Here is a 24,324-nt window from a genome sequence, read left to right on the forward strand (position 1 = left end):
GTTTTAAGTGCTGACCAATTACCCTACAATAACCGCCGCAACGTAACGTTCCGGCGGTTTTTTATTAAGGGCTTTTCATAAACCTATGAAGTTTTATTTTTCTACAAGAGACATTCCTGCCTTACAAGGTCTTCCATTGACAGAGCGCGTTAAATTGCTCGACCAGGCTGCAAAGCGCCTTTCTGTACCAGAGAAAACCTTACTTAATGTTCTAAAATTACTCGTCATTGTCCCCGTATTCGCACTTATTCTTCAAACCGCGTCAAATTGGACCTCGTTACTGTGGGCTTTTGTGGTATTTTTAGTTTATCCATTGGTTGTAAAACCTATTCAATATTCCATCTGCGCTAAATATATTGCGCAACCGTCTAGCAAGGAGAATGCATGAAGACCATCTTAGTCACTGGTGGTGCAGGCTATATAGGTAGCCACACTGTTCTACAGTTACTTGAACAAAACTACGGAGTTGTAGTACTCGATAACCTTGCTAACGCAAGTGCTGAATCACTTCGTCGCGTAGAAGCCTTAACTGGCAAGACGGTTACGTTTGTTCAAGGTGACATTCGCGATACCGCCGTGTTAGATGACATATTCAGCGAGCATAACATTTATGCCGTTATTCACTTTGCGGGCTTAAAAGCCGTTGGCGAGTCTGTGCAAAAGCCGCTTTCTTACTATGAAAATAATGTTTATGGCACACTAACGTTATGTAAAGCCATGCAAAAGCACAATGTAAAGAATATTGTGTTTAGCTCATCTGCAACGGTTTACGGCGATCCAGCATCGCTACCGCTACGTGAAGATATGGCCACTGGCCATCCGACAAACCCTTATGGTATGTCGAAGCTTATGGTTGAACATATGCTTAGCGATCTTTACGTATCGGACAACGAGTGGAACATTGTATTGCTTCGCTACTTCAATCCCGTTGGCGCACACGAATCTGGCCAAATCGGTGAAGATCCGAACGGTATTCCGAACAACTTAATGCCTTATATCTCTCAGGTTGCTACCGGTAAGCTAGAGCAGCTAAGCGTGTTCGGTGACGACTACGATACCGTTGATGGCACCGGCGTTCGCGACTATATCCATGTTGTTGACCTTGCCAATGGTCACTTGAAAGCACTTGATCGTTTAAACCTTAACATGGGCTTAGACAAATACAACCTGGGTACTGGCCAGGGCTATTCAGTCATCGAAATGATCAAGGCTTTCGAAAAAGGCTCGGGTAAAACCGTATCCTATAAGATTGCACCGCGTAGAAGCGGCGATGTGGCAGCCTGTTATGCCGACCCAACAAAAGCTGCTACAGAGCTTAACTGGCATGCAGAAAAAGGCTTGGAAGACATGTGTGCCGACACATGGAACTGGCAGTCACAAAACCCGATGGGCTATCCAAAGGACTAGCTTTGCATTTGAACGCTGCCGATAGGCCTGTTCAAATTCCCAGAACTAAAAAGCCATGCTGTTGAGCATGGCTTTTTTTATGCGGGCATTTACAGCTAGAGAAACGTTAAAGTTGAGGTTAAATAACTAAACCCTGCCCCCGAACTTTATCCAACATCGTTTTATTTATTACTTTTTCTCTATTTGCCGTCTTTCGACTTCGAATCTTTTCCTTTTAGGTTAGCTTTTTCACTGTCATCAGCTGATGCATCTTCTGAATCTGTAGACTCATCGACACCTTCTTCCGACGTTTCTTCATAGCTATCAAAGTCATTGCCTTCCAGCATTGCTTCAAAATCAGCAAAGTCATCTAGCTGCTCATCATCAATTGCTTTATCGCCGCTTTTACCGTCGGTAACGCGAAACTCCAAGTTTTCAAAGTAAGCATTTTTCACAAAAGCATAGTCATCAACAGACTGCTCAAGCTGCGCCTCTTGATCAAGTAATTGCGCTCGTGTTTCAAGTACCGAAATACCGATACGCGCTAAGTTTACAGACCCTTCGAGTAACGACATTGGAAACGCAAAACCGTCAACATAATCACCGGTGAAGCTTCGCGGATCGCTTGGGCCTAAAAAGGGCAGCATTAAGAAAGGCCCAGTATCTAATCCCCACACAGCCAGAGTTTCAGCAAACTGCTCGCGTTTACGCTCAATGCCAATTTTTGACGCAACGTCAAACGTGCCAACTAACCCTACCGTGGTGTTAATTAAAAAACGGGCCAAGCTATCTAAGCCATCATCAACCTTGCCTTGAAACATATTATTCAAAAAGTTCGCAGGCTCTTGTAGGTTGTCCGTGATGTTCACCAAACCAGTTCGCGCAGGCTGAGGCATCACAGTCACGTAGGTAACTGTTATTGGGCGTAAGATATAAGCATCCAACACATCCCAGTTAAAGTCCCAGATTTCACGATTAACCGGCTCGAACGGGTCACGGGGGTCTGAAGTATCCACTACGGGCGCGTTCGACCCATTGTCTTGAGAATACGCTTGAGCTTGATCTTGCGTATGGTTACTCGCACAGCCACCTAAAAGACTTGCGGCAATAATCAACCCGGTTACGAGTGATTTAGACAGTTCCATACTTATAATTCCTTATCAATAATAACGCTTAGTGAAGATATTTCGTTGGCCGTAACGCTTGCGCTCACACTGCCTTGCCATTCGCCTTTTGAAACTGCCACATTACCATCTTTGGATAGTCTTGCGGTAACCACCACATCAGACAGTGTTGCTAGCGTGAATTGTGGCATCATTGCGTTCTCTGTGGTTAGAGTAACGGAAACAGGGAAGTCTTCTATGGGCAGTTTAACTACAGCAGCGGGCATTTTGTTGTCAGAGTTTGCGTCTTGAGCGAAAACTATCAGAAAACCCTCTTTAGGCGCTTTTGTGTAAGCGTCGTCAGATAAATTCACCGTAATACTAAAGCCAGTTTGTGCTTCGCTGCTATCGCTTTGAGCTTCGCTACTGGCATTTTGCGCTGTTGATGTATCAGTAATTTCAGCAGCTGTATTTTGTAGCGCTGCCATTTCACTGGTATTCCCTTGTAACTCTTTTATACGCGCAACTAAACGCTGCGCCATGTCGCTATCTGCTGGTAATTTACCTTCAACTTGCTTATAAAAACGCTGAGTATTTTCAAGATCTCCAAGCTGAGCAGAGACCACCGCCATCATCAGCGCAAGATTATCATTCGCTGGATTGTCGTTAAGCAAGCCCAATAAGATAGATTGTGCTCGTTCTAAGTTGTTTACATCCCCTGTGGTCATTAAGGCTTGAGCGAGCGTAATGCGATTAGCAGAGTTAGACGGCGCCAAACTTACCGCTTTATCAATAGCTTCAATGGCCTGCACTTCTTGACCAATACTCAGCATCAATCTGCCAAAATACATCCACCCGGTGTCGTCTTCGGGCTCTTCTCTCAAACGCTGGCGTATAGCAAGAGCAAGGCTAGCAATGTCTTGTTGGGTCAGATTATTCGCATTACCGCTGGCAAGCTGTTGACTCAATTCGGGCAACGCTTCAATGGCTTGGCTTGCCTGGGTAACACGACCCATTTGGTTTACCTGCGCATATACAATTACTCCGCAGGCTATCGCAAGCACGGCGCCAATCGCGAGCGGAAGTTTTGCATTACCCGTTCTATGAGATTGAAATGCGCTTTCATCTACCAGCGCTAGTTTTAGTTCGTCAACGGCTTGTCGTTTGTCATGCTCACTAATGAGCCCTTCTTGCACTTCACGATCAAGTTCGGCAAGGCGCTGCTTAACAATTTGCGTATTGCTTAAACTGTCTTGTTTTGCGTGATTTTTATTACGCAGCCATGGGAAAGCGACAATTAGTAGAACAAGCGTAATTAAGCCTGAAACAATAATATAAAACTCAGACCAACTCATTCTTTCTCTCGCTCCAACATTTCATCTGCTTTAGCTAACTTAGCAGCCATATCTTCTGGTGGTGTTACCGATTTGCGGCGAACCACCACAATTAAGGCAATGAAAATAAACAAGACTGGACCGGCCCAAAGCCACAAGGTCGCAGCCGTAACCGGCGGTTGATAATGCACAAAATCGCCATAGCGCGACTTCATAAAATCAATCACCTCCTGCTCTGTTTTGCCTTGTTTTAACAACGCGTAAACTTTTCGGCGCATGTCATGGGCAATCATGGCGTCGCTATCAGCAATATTCTGGTTTTGACACATAGGGCAACGTAATTCGGCGGTAAGCTTTAAAAAGCTCTCACGCTGAGCAGGCGTATCGAAAGAGAACTTATCTTCTGCCGCAATTACCGAATAAGCGCTGAGCACAAACAGCAGTGCTAAAACGTTTAGGGCAATAGCTTTCAAACTCGCGAGACTGTGGGAGGAAGTTTTCGATAACATCATTATTCCCCTCCCTTTGCACTTGTGGTGCTCTGGTTATTTTTTTCATTAAGCGTGTTCGACAATGTAGGCTCTGAGGCCATCACTGCATCCACATCTACCTTTTTGTCATTGCCTGTTTTGCCAGACGCTTCTGCCACCAGCTTGTTGTATAGCGGGCCAACTTTGGTGTTCCAAACACGCTCGTTAATATCGCCTATGTGGTGCATGCGAATAATGCCTTCAGCGTCGATAACAAAGTGTTCTGGCGCTCCTGTGACTCCAAGGTCGAGCGACGTATCGCGATAGACATCAAAAATATTATACGCGTAAGGGTTACCGTAACGGCTGAGCATGTCGGTAACTTCTTGCTGAACACGGCTCAGTGTTTTTGTGCCAAAGTCTGGGTCTAAGTCCTGATCAAAATACAAACCCACAAAGTGAACGTTTTGTTCGTTCTTTAGCTGAGTTAGGTACGGCATCTCAACAGCGCAGGTCACGCACCATACACCCCATACATTTAATATGGTTACCTTGCCCTTTAAATCTTCAGGTGTGTAGGTCACCTCTGGCTTCATCAGGTCTGGCAGAGAAAATGCAGGTAACGTCTTATCCTGAACCTGAGAATCTAACTCTCTGGGGTCAGAAAAAAGCCCTTTAAACAGAAAAATGACCAGCAAAGAAAACAACACTAACGGAATAGCAACGAGTGGTGCTTTTTTCATTATGCGCCTCCTTTCACTGACGCATTTGATGGAGTGGATACTTGACCATGAGATTGCTCAGCGTCGTTTTTACCTTTACCACCAAATACACGTTTTATCTTCTTAACCTTAGCCATGCGGTAACGTTTGTCGCTAATAGAAAAGATACCGCCTATAGCCATAACCACTGCACCCGCCCATAGCCAGATAACAAATGGTTTAATGTAAATACGGATGGCCCATGCGCCATTGTCCAAAGGCTCACCCATAGCGATAAACAAATCCCTTGCGAGATTTGAGTGAATAGCGGCTTCAGTCATCGGCATACGCTGTACTATATACAAACGCTTTTCTGGCTCTAGATGCGCGATTAATTCACCGTCTTGATAAACGTCGAATACGCCTTTGTCCGCCTCAAAGTTCGGACCTTGAACTTTGACGACATCTCTAAAGCTAAAGTCATAACCGCCAAGAGAAACGGTATCGCCGATGTCCATGCGAACATCGCGCTCCATTTCGTAGTTTGAAACAAGGGTAATACCGATAATGCAGATAGCAAAACCCACATGGCCCAGCACCATTCCCCAGTGACTTGGCGTAAGCTTGCGAAGTTTAGATAGTACCGATGCATTGTCACTGTTACTTGATGGCATTGCCGATAGACGCTGCATCACCTCTTGCACCGTAGTGACTAGGATCCAAAACACTAACACCATACCTAAAACGCCCATATAGGTTGGTTCATCATAGGCAAAGTTCACTAACACACCTGCACTTAGCGCAATACCGCCAGCAATTAATAGCTGTTTTTGTAATTCACTGGCTTTTTGCTGTTTCCAGCGCGTAAGCGGGCCAAGACCTAGCATTAGTACGAATGGCACAATCAATAACGTGAACATTTGATTGAAGAACGGAGCGCCTACCGAAATACTGCCTAGACCTAACTCTTTATGTACAAGAGGCAGTAGTGTACCCAACAATACAACCAGTGTTGCTGCGCACAAGAAGACGTTATTACCCATTAACAACACTTCACGGGAAAATGCTTGATAGCGGCCTGGGCTTTTAAGTGAAGCTGCTCGCATAGCGTAAAGCAGTAAGCCAAAGCCACTAAGTACAATCAATATTCCCAGTATAAATAAGCCTCGGGTAGGATCGCTTGCAAACGAGTGTACCGAAACAATCACTCCAGAACGTACTAAGAAGGTGCCAAGTAAACTCAAACTAAAGGCGGCAATAGCAAGCAGTACGGTCCACGACTTAAACGCCTTTCGCTTTTCGGTTACGGCTAGCGAGTGCATTAGCGCAGTACCGACCAACCAAGGCATGAAAGAGGCGTTCTCTACTGGGTCCCAGAACCACCAGCCACCCCAGCCAAGTTCGTAATACGCCCACCAGCTACCTAGCGCAATGCCCACGGTGAGAAACGCCCAGGCAGAAATAACCCAGGGCCTTGACCAGCGTGCCCAGGTTGAGTCTAGCTGACCTGAAATCAGTGCTGAAATTGCAAAAGCAAACGCGACAGAAAAGCCAACATAGCCCATATAAAGCATAGGCGGGTGAATGATCATGCCAAAATCTTGCAGCAGCGGATTAAGATCTCGTCCATCTACCGGGAAAAATGGCAGCATGCTGTTAAACGGGTTTGAGGTAAGCAGCATGAATAAGTAAAAACCGATGCCCACCATTCCCAACACCGACAGCACCCTTGCAACCATAGCAAGAGGAATACCCTTGCTGAATATCGCCACTGCTACTGTCCATATGGAAAGCATCAACACCCACAGAAGAAATGAGCCTTCGTGGCCGCCCCACACGGCGGTAATTTTATAATAAATAGGAAGTCGACTATTTGAATGCTGGGCAACATACGCCACACTGAAATCGTCAGTCACAAAGGCGTAGGTTAAGCATACATAGGCGATAAGCGTGAAGGTAAATAAGCCGATTGCCAGTGGTTTGGCGGTTGCCATTAACGCTTCGTGCTGACGGTGAGCCCCCCATAGCGGATAAACGGCCAATAATATAGAGAGCACTAGCGCAAGCGTCAGCGCAATATTTCCAATTTCAGGTACCATAGATTATTTGCTCCCGGCGCCGTTTGACGACTCATACGTTGGCATATTTTCAGGTTTTACATGCTTAATGCCTTTCATTTTTTCAGCAAGTTCTGGCGGCATGTACTCTTCGTCATGCTTAGCTAGCACTTCCTGCGCTTTTATGTTGCTCGCGCCAGTGAGTACACCCGTTGCTACAATGCCCTGGCCTTCACGGAATAAATCAGGAAGGATGCCGGTGTAAGTCACAGTGACTGTTGGGCCAGTATCGATAAGGTCAAAGCTCACCGCTAAGCTTTCTTGATCCCTTTTTACACTGCCAGGTACCACCATACCGCCTATACGAAGACGCTGGCCAACCTGCGGTTTCTGGCCGTTTTTACCTTCAATAATTTCACTTGGCGTATAAAAAAGGTCAATACTGTCGTTTAGGGCGTAAAGCATCAATCCAATTGCACTTACTATTAAAAAACCGATAATTCCCACTACGGCTAGTCGCTGCTTTCGTCTCGGGTTCATGCAACTCTCACTTCGAAAAAACTAATAAACGATAAAAACGCAAATGAATACTAAGTTCACTTTTCGCATTAATACTACATGCTGTCTTGCTGTTGCTGTCGCGCTTGTTTAATCCGCGCTTTGCGCTCTTGTTCCACCACAACCTGTCTTAAAAGGTTACGGTGTTTAATAAAACTTTGGATGGCGATGATAGCCATGGCCGCAAATGTCACACCAAACGACAGCCATACATAAAATGCATAGCCCCCCATGTTGATAAAGTCGGCCAACGATTCAAACTGCATATTAGTTGCCCCCTTTCACGCTGTGGTTAACTTGCTGTTTAGAAGCTAACTGACTGATAGCCAAGGCTTGCACCCAAGGTCTGTGCAACTCTCTAAGCACAATCTCATTACGTAAACGCACTGTAGTTACCGCGCCAATAAAAAACGCGAAACCCAGCAAATTAATTAACAGTGGCCACAGCATTTCAGGAGCAATCGAAGGATTATCGAACTTACTAATGGTCGCCCCTTGATGCAACGTGTTCCACCACTCTACCGAGTAGTGAATAATGGGGATATTTACTACACCCACCAGCGCCATCACGCCTGCGGCTTTACCTGCCTGCTGTTTGTCTTCAAAAGCACCGTAAAGCGCAATCACGCCTACGTACAAGAAAAGCAGAATAAGCTCTGAAGTTAGGCGTGCATCCCACACCCACCAAGCGCCCCACATTGGCTTGCCCCAGGCGGCGCCCGTGAATAGAGCGATAAACGTCATTACTGCGCCGATAGGCGCCATAGCAATCATGCTCATATAGGCAGTGCGCCACTGCCACACCATACCCACCAAGGCTGCAATTGCCATGGCGACATAAGTACCCATAGACAAGATTGCACTAGGTACATGGATATAGATAATTCTAAACGAATCACCTTGCTGATAATCTTGAGGCGCAAATGCCAGCCCCCATACAGTGCCAATGCTCAGACACACTAAAGCACCAACCCAAAACCAAGGCTGTAAAGTTAGGCAGAGCTGATACGCGCGCTCTGTCTTCGCGTAGGGGTGTAACCACTTCCACATTAGTTTTGACTCACTTTTAAAGAATACGCGATGGCAAACGGTGCCAATGCCGCAGCCAATAAAAGCATGGCGGCAATAATAGCAAGTTGCGCATGATAAGGTAATTGCAGTGCGGCAGAATCCACAGCCGACGTGGCAAATATCAGTAACGGAATAAAGACAGGGATAAGTAGCAATGCCAACAGCACCCCACCTTTTTGCAATCCAACGGTAAGTCCTACCGCAATGGCGCCAATTAAAGAAAGTAATGGCGTTCCCAGCAACAATGTTAAAACGAGGGCGATATACATATCGACCGTTAGATTCAAAAACATCGCTAGCAGTGGAGAAAGCAATAATAAAGGCACAAAACTGACCAGCCAATGGGCAGCTACCTTCACCGCGCTCACCGCCGGCAATGCCAGACCAGAGAGCATATACTGTTCTAGCGAACCGTCTTGGAAGTCATCGCGAAACAGTCTTTCCATTGCCATAAGTGATGACAAAATTGCCGCAATCCAAATTACCCCCGGTCCAATGCGCTGAAGGGTATCAGGAGAAGGGCTTACACCTAAAGGGAATAAGGTTACCACCATGAGTAAAAACATCAGTGGTTGCACCAATTCCGCTTTTTGATTGAACGCAATGTGCATGTCGCGTTTAAAAATACCTTGGTAAAGTGACATTAAAAGCGGTACTCCAGGTCAAATACGCGGTGTTCCCCAGCATTTTCTGACAGTGTTTGATGCGAAGTGGTAATAATAAGACCACCGCGTCTAACGTGCTCTTTCATACTTGTTTCAAGTAAGTGAACCCCTTTTACATCAAGCGCTGTAAACGGTTCGTCTAATATCCACACCTTTGCTGGCTTAAGCCATAGTCTTGATAGCGCCACACGACGCTGTTGACCTGCCGACAAATACCTAACAGGCACATCTTCAAGCCCAACTAACCCTACTTTTGCCAAGACGTCATACAGCGTATTTTCTTGTACCGATATACTGTGTTGGGCTAACCAAAATGATAAGTTATCCAAGGCTGAAAGGCTGCCGTTAGTACCGCTCTTATGTCCTAAATAGAAAAGATCGCGATAATAGCCGGTCTTGTCTTCGGAAATGTTTACACCGTTATATAAAACGGCGCCCGACTCAGGTGCACTCAACCCAGTTAATATGCGAAGTAAGCTGGTTTTTCCTGCACCGTTAGGGCCGCGCAAGTACAGCAACTCACCAGTATTAACAACCAGTGAAAGCCCCTCAAAAAGGGTTCTATCTCGTTTGCTGCACGTTAATCCGCACGCCTCTAACACTACTTGGCTACTCCAACCTAAAAAAGAGGTTTTAAAAAATGGCGCTAGTCTACCACATGAACGCTTTTTCGCAGTCGCGAATTCCAATTAAATATGATTTACTTCAAAGACAAAGGCATTTTTCCACAGAGCCAGTAGAACAAGGGTGAGTTGTCTTTCTGCGCAAAAATAAATTGTTCATCTGCCTTAAGAACGAATGGTTTCGCTGTACGTTATCGATGAGCACTTATTAATGATGAAACAGCCTCAAAGCACTTTGCTATAGTCAAATTTGCTATACTCAAATAAGTAAGGAAAAGCGCGACTGTGCCGATATCTTAATTATGACAACACCATTATCATCACTATTGGCAGCGACTCTGAATCAGTCAAAGGGCACGACTTCCCCTACATCTTTACCGTCACAGGTAAATGTTGATGCCGCTACTCAAGGGGCGAGTCGAAGTACTTCTCCCGCTATTGCCAACGCTGCGCTGTCGCAGGCAGCCACCTTAGATAATGCCGCGAAAGTAATAGTTGAACGCTTACCTGAACGAGTGCTATCGATAACGGTGACACCAAATAATGTATCGTCAGCAGCTCAAGTACTCAACGTTGCCTTACCCGCAGAAGTCAGCGCTAAGCTTTCTAACCAAGCAATTAATAATGCGCAGCTTGCACTTTTGCCTACCTCCCCTGATCATATCTCAGGCCCAGAAGCGAAAAGTGCTCAAAATACTTCTCAAAGTCAGGTAGACACTCAGTCTGCAGTGCTGCTTTCTACACGCTTGTCTCAACAAGGCGTGTCATTGTCTGCGCCCGATAAAGCTGGATTACTGAAAGCTGTGGCACAAGCTCTGGCTGCAAATAACGCCGCCGTTACGCTTAAGGGTCAGCTTTCTATTTCTACAAAGAGCGAAAACTTTGGGCAACTCATTCTCACCACGGCTAAAAACGAGGGTGTTCCCCTTACAGACATAAACACTGAAAAGCTGGATAGCACGGCGAAAGCAGCGCTTCAAAAGCTGGTCGGCCAGCAGGTTGTTATAGGACTAAGCCGAGCTAGCAACGGTGGAATCGCGCTGCAAATCTCTCAAGGTTTTTCCAATGGAAGCGCTGCCCCAAGAGCCAACCACAATAATTTCGCCGCTATAACCCATAAAAATGTAAGTACCAACTTACAGCAACAGCTAATTTCCAGCGCTCTTAAGCAAGGCGGCGTTGCTGTTGAGCATAACTTGAGTAACCCGCCACAACTTAACGCGCTGTTACAAAGTTCAGGTGCAGACACCAGCGCGTTAAAAGTGCTCTCAGTGTTAACCTTAACGGGTAGCAAACTCTCAATTCGCACTGCGCAACAAAGCGCGTTATTACAAATAAGTTTGCCGCAGAGCAAGGCCCCTTCCCTTTCGGCTCCAACTTTGAATCTGGAGCAGGTAAATAAACTTGACCTTACACAATTACCAAAAGTGACGGCGAAAGGGCTCGATGCCGTCACGGGAAATAGCTCGCTCGAAGCCTCTTCATCCATTACAAACCTAAAAGCAGCGGCTCCCACATCGCTTAAAGGAACGGATGTACACAACGCAATTAGTACACTTTCTCGGGTATTATTGAGCCAAACAGGCAGTACCAGCCAAGCATTAAGCCAACTCGTTGCTATTGTTGAGAATGGAAAGTCACCGCCAGGCAGCGGCGCTCCTCAAGCACATGAAGCTCAGCATTTTGATAAAATTTTGCAGCAACTTAAAGGCCTTGATGCGCTCAACGCGAAGGCTTCTCAAGCCAAGGTATCCAATGGGGAATTTATCGGCCCTCCAAAGCCACCCAAGGAACAACTGCTAGCATCGGCAAAAGCTATATTAACTGAAGGGAAAGATGCCGCTTCAGCAGAGAATAATGGCCTGCAAGGAAAAGACAGTGGGCGTAAACCCTCGCTTGTATCACTTGCCTCTCTCGCACAAGCGTTAAGCTCACAGGCCAAAGGCTTATCAAATAGTTTACTGAGCAATATCGCTGCACAACTGGCGGCTACACAAGGTAAAGGGGCAGAAATAGCGCCAGTGGTTTCAGATAGTCACGCCACTATAGCGGGTTCAAAATCAAATGAGAGCGTAGCTGGCGAGAATGAAAGTGCTATCGAGGTGGTAAAAAGCGGAACAAAGAAACTAGCGCTAGATATGAATGAACAAGGATTGTCGCAACGCTTGCAGCAGCTTATATCTACACAGGCGCTCGTTACCACACCAATAAACTTAACCTCGCCCGTAAACGCTTCCAGCTTTGTTCAAGGATTGGTTGCTTTGATTCAATTAGCACTATCGGGGCGTGCCATGCAGCGTCAGCCTGGCTTAAAAACGCAAATAGATGCGCCTGACTCTATCGTTTCAAAAACGTTAGCGAATATGGGGGTAACGGCTCAACCAAGTCGCGTTAGCCAAGACATGAACCAGCTAGACGGCCGACAACAGCTGCTTTCTCAACTTAAAACGCTGCTAAGTAGCCACCAGCAAAACAAAATTGCTAATGTAGATAGCCGTATTCAAGGGCAAGATAGTTTCTATTACATATTGCCATCACTTTCACAACATCAAAGTCCACCAGAACTCTTGATAAAACGAGAGCAGGGTGGCCAGAACAATAAGCACGCACAAGCAGGCCAGCGTTCTCTTTGGAATATCACGATGAAACTGGATATTGGTGACAGCGGACAAGTGTTGGCAAAATCTAAAATTGATAAAAGCACCATTACTTTAGATTTGTATGCCTCAAGTGATGAGGTACTTAAACGTATCGGAGACACCCTACCCTATTTACATAAACGTCTTACGTCGCTCGGTCTGGTTGTTGAAAACACCAGCTACCAGCGAGGCCACATACCGGACACATTAAATTCGCGCCCTCATCAAATCTTTGAAACTAGGGTTTAGGTAAAGCGTTATGACTGATTCGCAAAAGACAAAACTCGCCATCGGCCTAAAATATGACGGCGGCGATAAGAAAAACGCACCTAAAGTGGTAGCAAAAGGCTACGGAGATTTGGCGGAAGCCATTATAGCCATGGCTGAAGAAACCGGGATATTAATTCATGAAGACCCTTACTTAAGCGTAGTCCTTGCTACCCTTGATGTGGGGCAAGATATCCCTGAATCGCTGTATTATGTAATTGCCGAGTTGCTTGCCTATTCTTATGTACTTCAAGGAAAAATCCCTCCTGGTTGGGAGGGAATTATCAAGCGTATCGACTTTGAAGTGTAGTAAACACAAAACTAAAGCGTATTGAACCTGCACTTCGAGTATCAATTTTGTCCACCACATAAAAAAGCCTTGCTTCAATAAAGAATAAGCCCGCGTTTAGCGGGCCTATTACAAGAGTGCTAGGTAAGTAGTTTTGTTATCTAAACAGAACCTTTTCTTTATTAAACCAGTGGATACAGAAGAAAATCAATCCGGTTGCAATCACAGCGGTAGACGTAAATATGCCAAAGAGCGCAAAGTAGTCCATGGTACCTTTGAACAGCTCTTTCATCGCCAAAGCAACGTTAGTCAGCGGTACCCAAACCCAGCCGCCTTTAAGCTCTACACCCGGCATCATGGCTATAATTACAGGGAAAATAACCACCATAATTAACGACCCCATGTAGCTTTGCGCCTCTTTAAACGAGCGAGCATAAATTGAAAGTGATAGTAGGATAGCGGCGAACACTGCTACTACCGGCACTAGCATTAGAAAGATCAGCAAGAAGTCCACAAGACCAATCATCGACATGATCTTAACTACAAACTCAACGGCCATGCCTTGCGATAACACCAGCCCCCATATAGCCATGGAAGAAACGGTAATAAGCGCAGTAATTATCCCCGCAATAGCGATAGTAAAGAATTTACCCAATACCAGCTTATGACGGTCCATCGGCGATATAAGTAGTGTTTCTAATGTACCCCGCTCTTTCTCACCGGCACCTAAGTCAGCCGCTGGGGCCATAGCGCCTTGAAGGCACAAGATGAAGATGAAATATGGCAACATACCGCCTAAGCGTTCACCCCAAACTTCGCGATCGTCGGCGACATTTTGCTTTTCTATCTTGATTGGCTTTAGCAAGGCCTCTTGCTGAGTTTCATCTAGATTAAGCTGCGCAAAAGCGGTTTGTTGGAATGCATCGGTATATTCATCAATGATGTCGGATACGCGCCCCATCACCTTATTTAGACCAGCATCGTTGAGATAAAGCTCAATTTTATGCTGACCTGTACGCAAAACATCGCTATTAAAGGTTTCGGGAATAACCAAAACAAAATCTAATGTTTCGTTTTTGATGAGTTTGGCGTAGTCAGTCTCATCGCCAATCGCAACCGATTCGAACTTATCTGATGCGTCATTAAAAGACTGCACAATTGCAGGCGCGTAAGCTTCACCAACTATCGCGTATTTCAGTACTTTGTTTTCCGCTTTATCCGCCGCTGAACTCATGAAAAAGAACGCGACACCAAAAATCGCTGGGAATAACAAAAGCGGTAAACCAATCATGAATATAATGGTTTTCTTATCCCGTAATAGCTCTTTGAATTCCTTTTTAAAGATTAACCACATTGCCCATCTCCTCAGAATCCATTGATAGTGTTTTTAGGAAGCTCTTATGCATTTGCCCGCCAGCCCCGTCATTACCAGACAAAGCGCTAAAGGCAGCTAGCGAGTCGTTAAATACCGTTTCACCTTGGTTAATCACGGTCACCTTGTCACAAAGGGTTTGCACCTCATCAAGATGGTGAGTAGAGAAAATTACTGGTATACCTTTATCTTTAAGGCGTTGAATGAATTCCATCACAGTACTGGTTGCCATAATATCAAGGCCGGTAGTGGGCTCATCCAGTACCACTAGTTCAGGCTCGTGTATAACAGCACGCGCAATAGAAACTTTTTGCTTCATCCCTGACGAGAAATTCTCGGCTCGTCTATCAAGGAAGGTTTGCATATCAAGTAAGTCAGCTAACTCTTCAATACGCGCGTTAATCACATTTTTTGGAATACCGTGCAACTCACCAAAGTAGCTAATATTCTCCCGACCACTCAAACGACCATAAAGGCCCGTCGAGCTAGATAAAAAGCCAATTTTCTTACGGGCAATATTAGGGTTGGAAAGCACATCCTCACCACCAATAATAACTTTCCCGCTATCAGGCTTTAGTGCTGTTGAAAGCATGCGAAGTGTGGTTGTTTTGCCTGCTCCATTTGGCCCTAATAGCCCAAGTACCTGTCCTTTTTCGCAAGTAAACGACACATCCCTTACCGATTGGAAATAGCGCCCTTTTAATCGCGGGTCCTTTTTTTCCTGTTCACTAAGCTTTTTCGGGTTCTCCACCTCAAAGCGCTTAGCAAGGCCTGATATTTCAATCATTTCCCTTCCCTCTTCTCACGTGTGAACAGTAGCACCGTTCATTATTGTTGTAGGCTTGCTTTGCTGTAGCCGCAAATTATGCCGTTCTATTTGTTTAAAATTGTTTTAGCGTACTAACCAGCTTTGGCAGTAATGGCCATTGCAACCTAGTAGTCTGTACTTACAAATATTTATTACAGCATTCCTTGTTTTTATTTGTTGTACAAGTTTCAGCCTTGCATTAAGTGTTAGTAAATATTTCTTAATATACCCTTTGATGAAGCCATAAAAAAACCCACCTAGCGGTGGGTTCTTAACTTAATATGCGGTTAAGCGCTAATTTTACTCAGGAAGCACATCGTCTTCTTGCTGAGGTGCCGCTTCCTCTACTTTCATTGTTTTAGAAAGCAAAAGTTCTTGGCGGATCTTGGTTTCAATCTCGTTTGCGATCTCAGGGTTCTCTTTCAAGAACTTCATTACGTTCGCTTTACCTTGACCAATACGGTCGCCCTTGTAGCTATACCAAGCACCCGCTTTATCAACTAGCTTTTGCTTAACACCAAGGTCGATAAGCTCAGCTTCTTTGCTGATACCTTCGCCGTAGCGGATCATAAATTCAGCTTGCTTAAACGGAGGAGCAACTTTGTTTTTCACTACCTTAACACGGGTTTCGTTACCCACTACCTCGTCGCCTTCTTTTACTGCACCAATACGGCGAATGTCTAGACGAACAGAAGAGTAGAACTTAAGCGCGTTACCACCGGTTGTAGTTTCTGGGTTACCAAACATAACACCAATCTTCATACGAATTTGGTTAATAAAGATACACAGTGTATTTGAACGCTTGATGTTTGCAGTTAGCTTACGCAACGCTTGCGACATTAGACGCGCCTGAAGCCCAACGTGAGAATCACCCATGTCACCTTCAATTTCAGCTTTAGGTGTAAGCGCCGCTACCGAGTCAACAATAACAACATCTACCGCACCTGAACGTACAAGCATGTCGCAAATTTCTAGCGCTTGCTCACCAGTATCAGGCTGAGATACCAATAGCTCGTCAATGTTTACGCCAAGCTTTTCAGCATATACCGGGTCTAGGGCGTGCTCCGCATCAACGAAGGCACAGGTTTTACCCTTGCGCTGCGCTTCAGCAATGACTTGAAGTGTTAGCGTGGTTTTACCTGATGATTCTGGTCCGTAGATTTCGACAACTCGTCCACATGGCAAACCGCCTATACCTAGAGCGATATCAATGGTAAGTGAGCCAGTAGAAATCGCTTCAATATCCATGGCTTGGTTATCGCCTAAGCGCATGATTGCGCCTTTACCAAATTGCTTTTCAATTTGGCCAACTGCGGCAGTTAAAGCTTTTGATTTGTTATCGTCCACGTATGTATCCTCTAGGATTTGCGGTTAAATTCTGTATTGGTGTTTTCCATATCTTGTATGAAATTACCAAATAATGATCACATTCTATACTGTACAAGCATACAGTTTCAACCAGTGTTTTTAATTTTCACTCAACATTTTAACTAAGTGAGTAATCGCAAAGCTAATAGCGTGTTGACGTACTTCGTCGCGATTGCCGCTAAACACCTGTTTAATTTGCGCTTCGTGTTCTCCACATAAAAAGCCGAACCATACCGTGCCCACTGGTTTTTCTTCGCTACCACCGCCAGGACCGGCAATGCCACTCACCGTTACAACAAGTTGCGCTCCGCTATTACGGCGCACGCCGTCTGCCATTTCAATTACCGTTTGCTTCGACACCGCGCCGTACTCTTTTAGCGTCTGCTCTGTTACGCCCAGTATGCTTTGCTTTGCGTCGTTTGAGTACGTCACCCAGGATTGGTTAAACCAATCAGAACTGCCAGCCACACTGGTAAAAGCAAAAGCGACTCCTCCGCCTGTACACGACTCAGCGCTTGATACAGTCCAACCTTTTTCCCTTAGTGCGTCGCCTAACACCTGAACTTGCGCAGATAATGCGCTATCAAGCGTTAAAGGGGTGGAGTTTGCTGTCGAATCAGTTGAAAATGTTTTGCTCATTTGGATATACCTAATTACACCTGTTGTGCTTTATCAGATCTTCGCTTGATCTTAGTGGGCGTGAGTTTATCATTTATTCCCCTCAACAGGCATTAAACCCAGCAACAAATTCGCAGAGGCATTTTTTGGAATCACATACTCCTATGATGCGCCAATACCTGACTATTAAGGCGCAGCATCCGAATATTTTACTGTTTTATCGCATGGGCGACTTTTATGAGTTGTTTTACGACGATGCCAAAAAAGCTGCTGAATTACTGGATATTTCATTAACAGCCAGAGGAAAATCTGGTGGTGAACCTATTCCTATGGCTGGTGTGCCTTATCATGCGGTAGAAAGTTATCTGTCACGCTTAGTGAAAATGGGCGAGTCAGTAGCCATTTGTGAACAGGTAGGCGACCCAGCCACCAGTAAAGGCCCTGTTGAACGCGCAGTACAACGCATTGTTACGCCCGGTACAGTCACCGACGAAGCGCTGTTAGAAGAACGTCGCGACAATATTCTGGCCGCCGTTTGTGGTCACAGTATGTACTATGGTCTGGCAACCCTAGATGTTACAAGCGGTCGTTTTGTTGTGTTTGAATGTGACAGCGATGAAAGCCTACTTGCTGAAATTCAGCGTATTAACCCAGCTGAACTACTCTATCCTGAAGGATTTGAAAGCTTATCTCTTATTGAAAACCGCAAAGGACTTAGACGCCGTCCTGAATGGGAATTCGACATTGATACCGCCACAGAGCAACTAAACGCACAGTTTGAAACCAAAACATTAGATGGCTTTGGAATAAAAGGCGTCACTAAAGGCTTAGGCGCAGCGGGCTGCGTTTTACAATATGTAAAGGATACCCAGCGTACTGCTCTGCCTCACATTCGCCGCATTCAGACCGAACAGCAAGACAGCCGCGTGCAGCTTGATGCCGCCACCCGCAGAAACCTAGAACTTACCCATAATTTGTCGGGCGGACAGGAAAATACGCTGTTCAGCGTGATGGATACCACCACTACAGCTATGGGTAGCCGCATGTTACAGCGGGTTATTCACTCGCCTTTAACTGATCAACATGAACTGCACAGCCGCTTGGATGCTGTTGAAACGTTTATTAATGACGACCCTGAAGATATTCGCGCAGCGCTCAAACACATTGGTGACATTGAGCGTATTATGGCGCGCTTAGCCCTTCGTTCAGCGAGACCACGGGACTTTGCTCGCCTAAAAAATGCGTTTAATGCGCTGCCTGACTTACAAGATGCGCTGGCGCGGTTCGACACAGGGCAAGTCAGAAGTATCAGCGAAACCATTGGCACTTACCCCGAGCTTCAAGCCCTGTTAAACGATGCCATTATTGATAACCCGCCAGTGGTAATACGGGATGGCGGCGTGATTGCCGAGGGCTACAACGCCGAACTTGATGAATTGCGCAAGCTATCACAAGGCGCTACCGACTACTTAGACGCTATGGAACAACGTGAGCGCGAGCGCACCGGCATTTCTACGCTAAAAGTGGGCTATAACAAAGTTCATGGCTTCTTTATTGAAATTAGCCGGGCCAACAGTGCATTAGCGCCTGCTGAATATATTCGAAGACAAACCCTTAAAAACACTGAACGTTATATAACGCCAGAACTTAAAGAGCACGAAGATAAAGTGCTAAGCAGTCAGGGTGCTGCACTTGCTCTTGAAAAGCAGCTTTACGAAGCCTTGTTTGACAACTTTGCGCCACACTTAAACAACTTAATTGAAACCGCCGCAGCGCTAGCCAAGCTCGATGTGCTGTGCTGTTTTGCCGAACGGGCAGTCTCCCTCGACTGGTATCGACCTCACTTGAGTCAAGAATGTGCGCTTACTTATGATGCCGGTCGCCACCCTGTGGTTGAGAATGTAATGAAAGATCCCTTCATTGCTAACCCGCTTCAGCTAGACTCCGAGCGCCGTATGCTGATTATTACCGGCCCGAACATGGGCGGTAAGTCGACCTATATGCGCCAAACCGCGCTCATTGCCCTGTTGGCCTGTATTGGGAGTTTTGTGCCTGCAGAAAATGCACACATAGGAAAACTTGATCGCATCTTTACCCGTATAGGCGCATCAGATGACTTAGCCTCGGGTCGCTCTACCTTTATGGTTGAGATGACAGAAACGGCGAACATTCTAAACAATGCCACAGAAAACTCTCTTGTATTAATGGATGAAATAGGCCGTGGTACCAGTACCTATGACGGATTGTCACTGGCGTGGGCATGCGCAAGTTATTTAGCAAAGCAGTTGAATGCTTATACACTTTTTGCCACGCATTACTTTGAACTAACTGAACTTCCGGAAACGCAAAGTGGCGTAGTGAATGTGCACTTAGACGCGATGGAGTTTGAAGATACCATACGCTTCATGCATACCGTATCAGAAGGCGCAGCGAGCAAAAGCTTTGGTTTACAGGTTGCCCAACTTGCAGGCGTACCGAAGGCGGTAATAAAAGCGGCGCAACAGAAGCTTGCGGTGTTGGAATCATCACACCTTATGACCAGCACGGAAGATGGATCAGAAAAAGCCAACGATGAGGCTTTTGTAGCGAAGCGCTCGGTAAAAGATGTAAATAAAACAAGCGCATCAGGTAAAGCTACATCAAATACCAAAGGCCAAGCTGAAATGCTGTTCCCTGATAAGCCCCACCCGGTTGTAGAAGCCCTTGAAAACTTATCCCCCGATGAGCTATCACCGCGCCAAGCGCTAGACCTTATCTACACACTTAAGCGCCTGAGCCAGTCTTAAAGCAAGCTTAAGCGCGTATAAATTGCGCATCATGTGGGCAAATTGATTGTCTGCCCACATGAATTTGCGTATACTATCGCCCCGTCCAAAGTGTAGCTGGTTTTGTTCTAAACTCAGCCTATATTTACCATACAACCCAAACGTTCTAGGTTTCGCATGACAAATTATATTTTCGTCACCGGTGGTGTAGTTTCATCGCTAGGTAAAGGTATTGCTGCAGCATCGTTGGCCGCAATTCTGGAAGCTCGCGGTCTCACCGTAACCATGTTAAAACTCGACCCTTACATCAATGTCGACCCGGGCACTATGAGCCCTATCCAGCATGGTGAAGTATTTGTTACCGATGACGGCGCTGAGACCGACCTTGATCTTGGTCACTATGAGCGTTTTATTCGCACCCGCATGACTAAGCGCAACAACTTCACTACCGGCCGTGTATATGAAGAAGTGTTAAAGCGCGAGCGTCGCGGTGATTACCTTGGTGCAACTATTCAGGTTATCCCTCATATCACCAATGAAATTAAGCGCCGCGTAATTGAAGGAGCTGAAGGTCACGATGTAGCTATTGTTGAAGTGGGCGGAACCGTAGGTGACATCGAGTCACAACCTTTCTTGGAAGCAATTCGTCAGCTAGGTACCGAAGTAGGCCGTGAACGCGCTATGTTCATGCACCTAACTCTTGTACCTTATATGCCAGCATCAGGTGAAGTAAAAACTAAGCCTACGCAGCACTCGGTAAAAGAGCTTCGCTCTATTGGTATTCAACCAGATATCCTAGTTTGTCGTTCAGTAGGTGCATTGCCGGCTAGTGAGCGCTCGAAAATCGCCCTATTCACAAACGTTGCTGACAAAGCCGTTATTTCTTTGAAAGACGTAGACAGCATTTACCGCATCCCTGCTGCACTTAAAGCACAAGGCATGGATCAGTTAGTTGTAGACCGCTTCGGTCTTGAGTGTGAAGAAGCCGACTTATCTGAGTGGGAACAAGTACTTTACGCAGAATCAAACCCTACCGCAGAAGTTAACATTGGCATGGTAGGCAAGTATGTTGAATTACCTGACGCTTATAAGTCTGTTAATGAAGCGCTTAAGCATGCTGGCCTTAAAAACCGTCTAACTGTGAACATCCACCACATTGACTCACAAGACGTGGAAAGTAAAGGTACCCAAATTCTAGAAAAACTAGATGCTATCTTGGTGCCTGGCGGCTTTGGCGAACGCGGTATAGAAGGTAAAATTGCTGCTGCGCGTTATGCCCGTGAAAACAAAGTCCCTTACCTTGGCATTTGCTTAGGTATGCAGGTAGCGCTTATCGAGTACGCGCGTAATGTTGCAGGTATGGAAAATGCGAACAGCACAGAGTTCGACCCTGAAACGCCTTATCCTGTAGTCGGCCTTATCACTGAGTGGTTAGATGCTGCAGGAACAACTGAAACTCGCACAGAAAACTCAGATCTTGGCGGAACTATGCGCTTAGGCAGCCAGCTTTGCCACCTTATTGAAGGTACAAAAGTTCATGAGATGTATGGTAATGCCGAAATTTATGAGCGTCACCGTCACCGTTACGAAGTGAACAACAACCTGCGTGACCAAATTGAAGCTGCAGGATTGAAAGTAAGTGGTTTGTCCACTGACAAGCGACTTGTAGAAGTGGTGGAAATCCCTGATCATCCTTGGTTCATTGCGGGCCAATTCCACCCTGAATTCACATCAACTCCTCGGGATGGACACCCATTATTCACTGGTTTCGTTGCTGCGGCAGGAAAATACCAGAAAGAAAATCACTAATTTCTAATAAAAGGGGTGCTCTCTCCCGTTGCACCCCATTCAATTGTTGAGGAAAAAACATGGCGAAAATCAGTCGCATTATCGGACGCGAAATCTTAGATTCACGCGGAAACCCTACCGTAGAAGCAGATGTATACTTAGAATCAGGCGTAATGGGCCGTGCTGCAGCACCATCTGGTGCCTCTACTGGTAGCCGCGAAGCACTAGAGCTACGCGACGGCGACAAGTCTCGTTACCTAGGTAAAGGTGTAACAAAGGCAGTTGCAGCAGTTAACGATACCATCGCGCCAGCGCTTATCGGCAAAGACGCACTAGCGCAAGCTGATATCGACGGCATCATGATTGACCTTGATGGCACAGAAAACAAAGAAACCCTTGGTGCGAACGCAATTCTTGCAGTTTCTCTTGCTGTAGCTAAAGCGGCTGCAGCGGAAAAAGGCGTAGCGCTTTACGAGCACATTGCAGACCTAAACGGTACATCTGGCCAATACTCTATGCCAGTACCTATGATGAACATCATCAACGGTGGTGAGCACGCTGACAACAACGTAGACATTCAAGAGTTCATGGTACAGCCTGTTGGCGCGAAGAGCTTCAAAGAAGCACTACGTATGGGTGCTGAAATCTTCCACGCACTTAAGAAAGTACTTTCTGCTAAAGGCCTTAACACGGCAGTTGGCGACGAAGGTGGTTTTGCCCCTAACCTTAGCTCAAACGCTGAAGCGCTTGCAGTAATCGTAGAAGCCGTTGAAAACGCTGGCTATAAAATGAATGAAGACATCACCCTTGCACTAGACTGCGCGGCGTCTGAATTCTATAAAGAAGGCAAATACGTACTATCTGGTGAAGACAAGAGCTTCGATTCAGAAGCGTTTGGCGATTACCTTGCTGACCTTTCTTCACAATACCCAATTGTATCAATTGAAGACGGCCTAGACGAAAGCGACTGGGACGGCTGGGCAAGCCTAACTAAGAAGATTGGCGACAAAGTACAGCTAGTTGGTGACGACTTGTTTGTAACTAACACTAAAATTCTTAAGCGCGGTATTGATAACGGTATTGGTAACTCAATCCTTATCAAGTTCAACCAAATCGGTTCACTAACTGAAACCCTTAACGCTATTAAAATGGCAAAAGATGCAGGCTTTACGGCAGTTATCTCTCATCGTTCTGGTGAAACTGAAGACGCCACTATTGCCGACCTAGCAGTAGGTACAGCAGCGGGCCAAATCAAGACGGGTTCACTATGCCGTTCTGACCGCGTTGCTAAGTACAACCAATTACTTCGTATCGAAGAAGCACTAGGTGACGCTGCAACTTACAAAGGCCGCAGCGAAATTAAAGGTCAATAATTTAAGCTTGAGACAATGATGAAAAGCCGCTTTATATAGCGGCTTTTTTATGTCTATTTTTCGCCTTGTTTAATGAAACCATGTAGCAACAAGCGCCTAATCTTGCTAGGGTTAAAAGACTTTAGACAGGAATTTGATAATCCCGATGGCTTCAAGCGACAAACTTTCCCACTCTATACCCAACTCCCAAGTTGGCTTTTTCAGTGAAGCTGGTGAACTCGGCGGAAGCCACCCTCAATTCAATGAAATATGTACTGCTCTGTATGAAAGAGAAATCGTCTCTCTAGCTCATAGCGAGATAAAAAACCTATCGCTGCTAAAGCGTCGAATGGGCGGGCTTCCCTATCACGTGAAAGCTATTGCTCGATATATGATTAGTAATGGCATCGCAAACAATCCATCCCCGCTAAAAACAGATACCCATAATGGAAGTTGGTATGCCAAGCAATCTGCAAAGTGCCCCGGCATTAATCATTTAGACGATGTAGAAAAGCGAGAAGCGTGGTATAGAAAAAACGCTAGGTATGGTCTTGTTATACCTGTTTTAATTTTAAATATGGAAGGCTCTCACATTGAGCTTGATTCCATTGATATGGTAAACCAAGACAATACCCAGCTCCATCTGAACAAAAATGGATGGTTTGCCAATTCAGGGGAGTGCATTTCTTCAACTCCACTACGCGATGAAACGGAAGCGGCCACGGCACTTTCAGTTCAAAACAAAATACTGCTGCGGCCTTCAAAGGCGATAATGACCGCTGCATGCTGTGGCCATGCATGGAGCTTTAAAACCAAGCGTTCACCACGTGCCTTATCCCTTCGCGAAATGCGCTTATCGACTCAAATCAACTGGAAGAACTTTACGCTGCTTAAATAGGTAACAAAGCCCCAGAAAGAATAAAAACCCATCATATTCGCATAAAAAACCACAATCTCTTTTGCATATCCACAGCCAAATTTAGTACAAACATCCTAACCAACATCATACATAGTAAATTAACCCCCTCACAAATGGCTGTAGTTACTGGTCACGTTGCTCTCAGGCCAAGATCGTTAGGACAAGTATCCT

22 protein-coding genes are annotated in these 24,324 nt (G+C 45.7%); 8 read left to right on the forward strand and 14 right to left on the reverse strand.

What is annotated here, in order from left to right:
• Window positions 1–85 precede the first annotated feature (85 nt).
• Together AC0J2X_RS03605 and galE are read left to right on the forward strand one after the other, a co-directional pair.
• Window positions 86–388 carry a DUF6170 family protein gene (locus tag AC0J2X_RS03605; RefSeq protein ID WP_014997537.1) on the forward strand — a complete coding sequence of 101 codons (303 nt, stop codon included), beginning with the start codon at window positions 86–88 and terminating at the stop codon, window positions 386–388.
• Window positions 385–1,407, forward strand: a complete 1,023-nt coding sequence (gene galE, locus AC0J2X_RS03610; protein ID WP_472995757.1) for a UDP-glucose 4-epimerase GalE — start codon at window positions 385–387, stop codon at window positions 1,405–1,407. The genes AC0J2X_RS03605 and galE overlap by 4 nt, the downstream gene beginning before the upstream one ends.
• 179 nt (window positions 1,408–1,586) lie before the next feature.
• Here the strand turns inward: galE and AC0J2X_RS03615 are convergent, their stop codons facing one another.
• From AC0J2X_RS03615 to ccmA, 10 genes are all read right to left on the reverse strand, one after another.
• The gene (locus tag AC0J2X_RS03615) at window positions 1,587–2,531 is read right to left on the reverse strand and encodes an MlaA family lipoprotein (protein WP_061094383.1); all 945 of its coding nucleotides are present in this window, start codon (window positions 2,529–2,531) and stop codon (window positions 1,587–1,589) included.
• A 2-nt stretch (window positions 2,532–2,533) separates the two neighbouring features.
• Window positions 2,534–3,844 (reverse strand): c-type cytochrome biogenesis protein CcmI, encoded by a 1,311-nt coding sequence (gene ccmI / locus AC0J2X_RS03620; RefSeq protein WP_472995758.1) that lies wholly within the window; start codon window positions 3,842–3,844, stop codon window positions 2,534–2,536.
• Entirely contained in the window at window positions 3,841–4,332 is a 492-nt protein-coding gene (locus AC0J2X_RS03625) for a cytochrome c-type biogenesis protein (protein WP_239300377.1), read from the reverse strand. The genes ccmI and AC0J2X_RS03625 overlap by 4 nt, the downstream gene beginning before the upstream one ends.
• Window positions 4,333–4,334: 2 nt before the next feature.
• A complete protein-coding gene (locus AC0J2X_RS03630) occupies window positions 4,335–5,036 on the reverse strand; it encodes a redoxin family protein (protein ID WP_472995759.1) in 702 nt (233 codons plus the stop codon).
• Entirely contained in the window at window positions 5,036–7,093 is a 2,058-nt protein-coding gene (locus AC0J2X_RS03635) for a heme lyase CcmF/NrfE family subunit (RefSeq protein ID WP_472995760.1), read from the reverse strand. Before AC0J2X_RS03635 ends, AC0J2X_RS03630 begins: the two co-directional genes overlap by 1 nt.
• A 3-nt stretch (window positions 7,094–7,096) precedes the next feature.
• Window positions 7,097–7,591 carry a cytochrome c maturation protein CcmE gene (gene ccmE, locus AC0J2X_RS03640; RefSeq protein ID WP_156086026.1) on the reverse strand — a complete coding sequence of 165 codons (495 nt, stop codon included), beginning with the start codon at window positions 7,589–7,591 and terminating at the stop codon, window positions 7,097–7,099.
• A 74-nt stretch (window positions 7,592–7,665) separates the two neighbouring features.
• Window positions 7,666–7,875 (reverse strand): heme exporter protein CcmD, encoded by a 210-nt coding sequence (gene ccmD / locus AC0J2X_RS03645; protein WP_020742986.1) that lies wholly within the window; start codon window positions 7,873–7,875, stop codon window positions 7,666–7,668.
• A gap of 1 nt (window position 7,876) precedes the next feature.
• Window positions 7,877–8,659, reverse strand: coding sequence for a heme ABC transporter permease (locus AC0J2X_RS03650; RefSeq protein ID WP_020742985.1), 783 nt, complete (start codon window positions 8,657–8,659; stop codon window positions 7,877–7,879).
• Window positions 8,659–9,324: a heme exporter protein CcmB gene (gene ccmB, locus AC0J2X_RS03655; protein WP_012517453.1), complete on the reverse strand. Its 666-nt coding sequence runs from the start codon at window positions 9,322–9,324 to the stop codon at window positions 8,659–8,661. Before ccmB ends, AC0J2X_RS03650 begins: the two co-directional genes overlap by 1 nt.
• Window positions 9,324–9,947, reverse strand: a complete 624-nt coding sequence (ccmA, locus tag AC0J2X_RS03660) for a cytochrome c biogenesis heme-transporting ATPase CcmA (RefSeq protein ID WP_043959982.1) — start codon at window positions 9,945–9,947, stop codon at window positions 9,324–9,326. The genes ccmB and ccmA overlap by 1 nt, the downstream gene beginning before the upstream one ends.
• Window positions 9,948–10,270: 323 nt before the next feature.
• Here ccmA and AC0J2X_RS03665 point away from each other — a divergent pair, with 323 nt between their 5' ends.
• On the forward strand, window positions 10,271–12,856 hold the full coding sequence (locus AC0J2X_RS03665) for a flagellar hook-length control protein FliK (RefSeq protein ID WP_472995761.1): 2,586 nt from the start codon (window positions 10,271–10,273) through the stop codon (window positions 12,854–12,856).
• 10 nt (window positions 12,857–12,866) lie between these two features.
• Entirely contained in the window at window positions 12,867–13,184 is a 318-nt protein-coding gene (locus AC0J2X_RS03670; RefSeq protein ID WP_472995762.1) for an EscU/YscU/HrcU family type III secretion system export apparatus switch protein, read from the forward strand.
• A 136-nt stretch (window positions 13,185–13,320) separates the two neighbouring features.
• Here AC0J2X_RS03670 and AC0J2X_RS03675 read toward each other — a convergent pair whose 3' ends face one another.
• The 4 genes from AC0J2X_RS03675 to AC0J2X_RS03690 all read right to left on the reverse strand — a co-directional run bounded on the left by AC0J2X_RS03675 (window position 13,321) and on the right by AC0J2X_RS03690 (window position 17,350).
• Complete coding sequence (locus AC0J2X_RS03675) at window positions 13,321–14,517, reverse strand: ABC transporter permease (RefSeq protein ID WP_472995763.1); 1,197 nt, start codon at window positions 14,515–14,517, stop codon at window positions 13,321–13,323.
• Entirely contained in the window at window positions 14,501–15,322 is an 822-nt protein-coding gene (locus tag AC0J2X_RS03680; RefSeq protein ID WP_278347204.1) for an ABC transporter ATP-binding protein, read from the reverse strand. Before AC0J2X_RS03680 ends, AC0J2X_RS03675 begins: the two co-directional genes overlap by 17 nt.
• A 321-nt stretch (window positions 15,323–15,643) precedes the next feature.
• The gene (gene recA, locus AC0J2X_RS03685) at window positions 15,644–16,690 is read right to left on the reverse strand and encodes a recombinase RecA (RefSeq protein WP_278347205.1); all 1,047 of its coding nucleotides are present in this window, start codon (window positions 16,688–16,690) and stop codon (window positions 15,644–15,646) included.
• A 120-nt stretch (window positions 16,691–16,810) separates the two neighbouring features.
• Window positions 16,811–17,350: a CinA family protein gene (locus AC0J2X_RS03690; RefSeq protein WP_278347206.1), complete on the reverse strand. Its 540-nt coding sequence runs from the start codon at window positions 17,348–17,350 to the stop codon at window positions 16,811–16,813.
• Window positions 17,351–17,493: 143 nt separating this feature from the next.
• On the opposite strand from AC0J2X_RS03690, the gene mutS reads away from it, so the two are divergent.
• The 4 genes from mutS to AC0J2X_RS03710 all read left to right on the forward strand — a co-directional run bounded on the left by mutS (window position 17,494) and on the right by AC0J2X_RS03710 (window position 24,132).
• Window positions 17,494–20,115, forward strand: a complete 2,622-nt coding sequence (gene mutS / locus AC0J2X_RS03695; protein ID WP_472995846.1) for a DNA mismatch repair protein MutS — start codon at window positions 17,494–17,496, stop codon at window positions 20,113–20,115.
• A gap of 156 nt (window positions 20,116–20,271) precedes the next feature.
• On the forward strand, window positions 20,272–21,903 hold the full coding sequence (locus AC0J2X_RS03700; protein ID WP_061094373.1) for a CTP synthase: 1,632 nt from the start codon (window positions 20,272–20,274) through the stop codon (window positions 21,901–21,903).
• A gap of 59 nt (window positions 21,904–21,962) precedes the next feature.
• Window positions 21,963–23,255 (forward strand): phosphopyruvate hydratase, encoded by a 1,293-nt coding sequence (eno, locus tag AC0J2X_RS03705; RefSeq protein ID WP_014975823.1) that lies wholly within the window; start codon window positions 21,963–21,965, stop codon window positions 23,253–23,255.
• Window positions 23,256–23,400: 145 nt separating this feature from the next.
• Entirely contained in the window at window positions 23,401–24,132 is a 732-nt protein-coding gene (locus AC0J2X_RS03710; RefSeq protein WP_472995764.1) for a hypothetical protein, read from the forward strand.
• Window positions 24,133–24,324: the final 192 nt, after the last annotated feature.

The organism is Alteromonas sp. R7, assembly GCF_055755235.1.

What these genes read in the sequence shown, in the direction of transcription:
- AC0J2X_RS03605 (WP_014997537.1), top strand. Translation starts at nt 86, where the DNA reads ATGAAGTTTTATTTTTCTACAAGAGACATTCCTGCCTTACAAGGTCTT.
- galE (WP_472995757.1), top strand. Translation starts at nt 385, where the DNA reads ATGAAGACCATCTTAGTCACTGGTGGTGCAGGCTATATAGGTAGCCAC.
- AC0J2X_RS03615 (WP_061094383.1), bottom strand. Translation starts at nt 2,531, where the DNA reads ATGGAACTGTCTAAATCACTCGTAACCGGGTTGATTATTGCCGCAAGT.
- ccmI (WP_472995758.1), bottom strand. Translation starts at nt 3,844, where the DNA reads ATGAGTTGGTCTGAGTTTTATATTATTGTTTCAGGCTTAATTACGCTT.
- AC0J2X_RS03625 (WP_239300377.1), bottom strand. Translation starts at nt 4,332, where the DNA reads ATGTTATCGAAAACTTCCTCCCACAGTCTCGCGAGTTTGAAAGCTATT.
- AC0J2X_RS03630 (WP_472995759.1), bottom strand. Translation starts at nt 5,036, where the DNA reads ATGAAAAAAGCACCACTCGTTGCTATTCCGTTAGTGTTGTTTTCTTTG.
- AC0J2X_RS03635 (WP_472995760.1), bottom strand. Translation starts at nt 7,093, where the DNA reads ATGGTACCTGAAATTGGAAATATTGCGCTGACGCTTGCGCTAGTGCTC.
- ccmE (WP_156086026.1), bottom strand. Translation starts at nt 7,591, where the DNA reads ATGAACCCGAGACGAAAGCAGCGACTAGCCGTAGTGGGAATTATCGGT.
- ccmD (WP_020742986.1), bottom strand. Translation starts at nt 7,875, where the DNA reads ATGCAGTTTGAATCGTTGGCCGACTTTATCAACATGGGGGGCTATGCA.
- AC0J2X_RS03650 (WP_020742985.1), bottom strand. Translation starts at nt 8,659, where the DNA reads ATGTGGAAGTGGTTACACCCCTACGCGAAGACAGAGCGCGCGTATCAG.
- ccmB (WP_012517453.1), bottom strand. Translation starts at nt 9,324, where the DNA reads ATGTCACTTTACCAAGGTATTTTTAAACGCGACATGCACATTGCGTTC.
- AC0J2X_RS03665 (WP_472995761.1), top strand. Translation starts at nt 10,271, where the DNA reads ATGACAACACCATTATCATCACTATTGGCAGCGACTCTGAATCAGTCA.
- AC0J2X_RS03670 (WP_472995762.1), top strand. Translation starts at nt 12,867, where the DNA reads ATGACTGATTCGCAAAAGACAAAACTCGCCATCGGCCTAAAATATGAC.
- AC0J2X_RS03675 (WP_472995763.1), bottom strand. Translation starts at nt 14,517, where the DNA reads ATGTGGTTAATCTTTAAAAAGGAATTCAAAGAGCTATTACGGGATAAG.
- AC0J2X_RS03680 (WP_278347204.1), bottom strand. Translation starts at nt 15,322, where the DNA reads ATGATTGAAATATCAGGCCTTGCTAAGCGCTTTGAGGTGGAGAACCCG.
- AC0J2X_RS03690 (WP_278347206.1), bottom strand. Translation starts at nt 17,350, where the DNA reads ATGAGCAAAACATTTTCAACTGATTCGACAGCAAACTCCACCCCTTTA.
- mutS (WP_472995846.1), top strand. Translation starts at nt 17,494, where the DNA reads ATGATGCGCCAATACCTGACTATTAAGGCGCAGCATCCGAATATTTTA.
- AC0J2X_RS03700 (WP_061094373.1), top strand. Translation starts at nt 20,272, where the DNA reads ATGACAAATTATATTTTCGTCACCGGTGGTGTAGTTTCATCGCTAGGT.
- eno (WP_014975823.1), top strand. Translation starts at nt 21,963, where the DNA reads ATGGCGAAAATCAGTCGCATTATCGGACGCGAAATCTTAGATTCACGC.
- AC0J2X_RS03710 (WP_472995764.1), top strand. Translation starts at nt 23,401, where the DNA reads ATGGCTTCAAGCGACAAACTTTCCCACTCTATACCCAACTCCCAAGTT.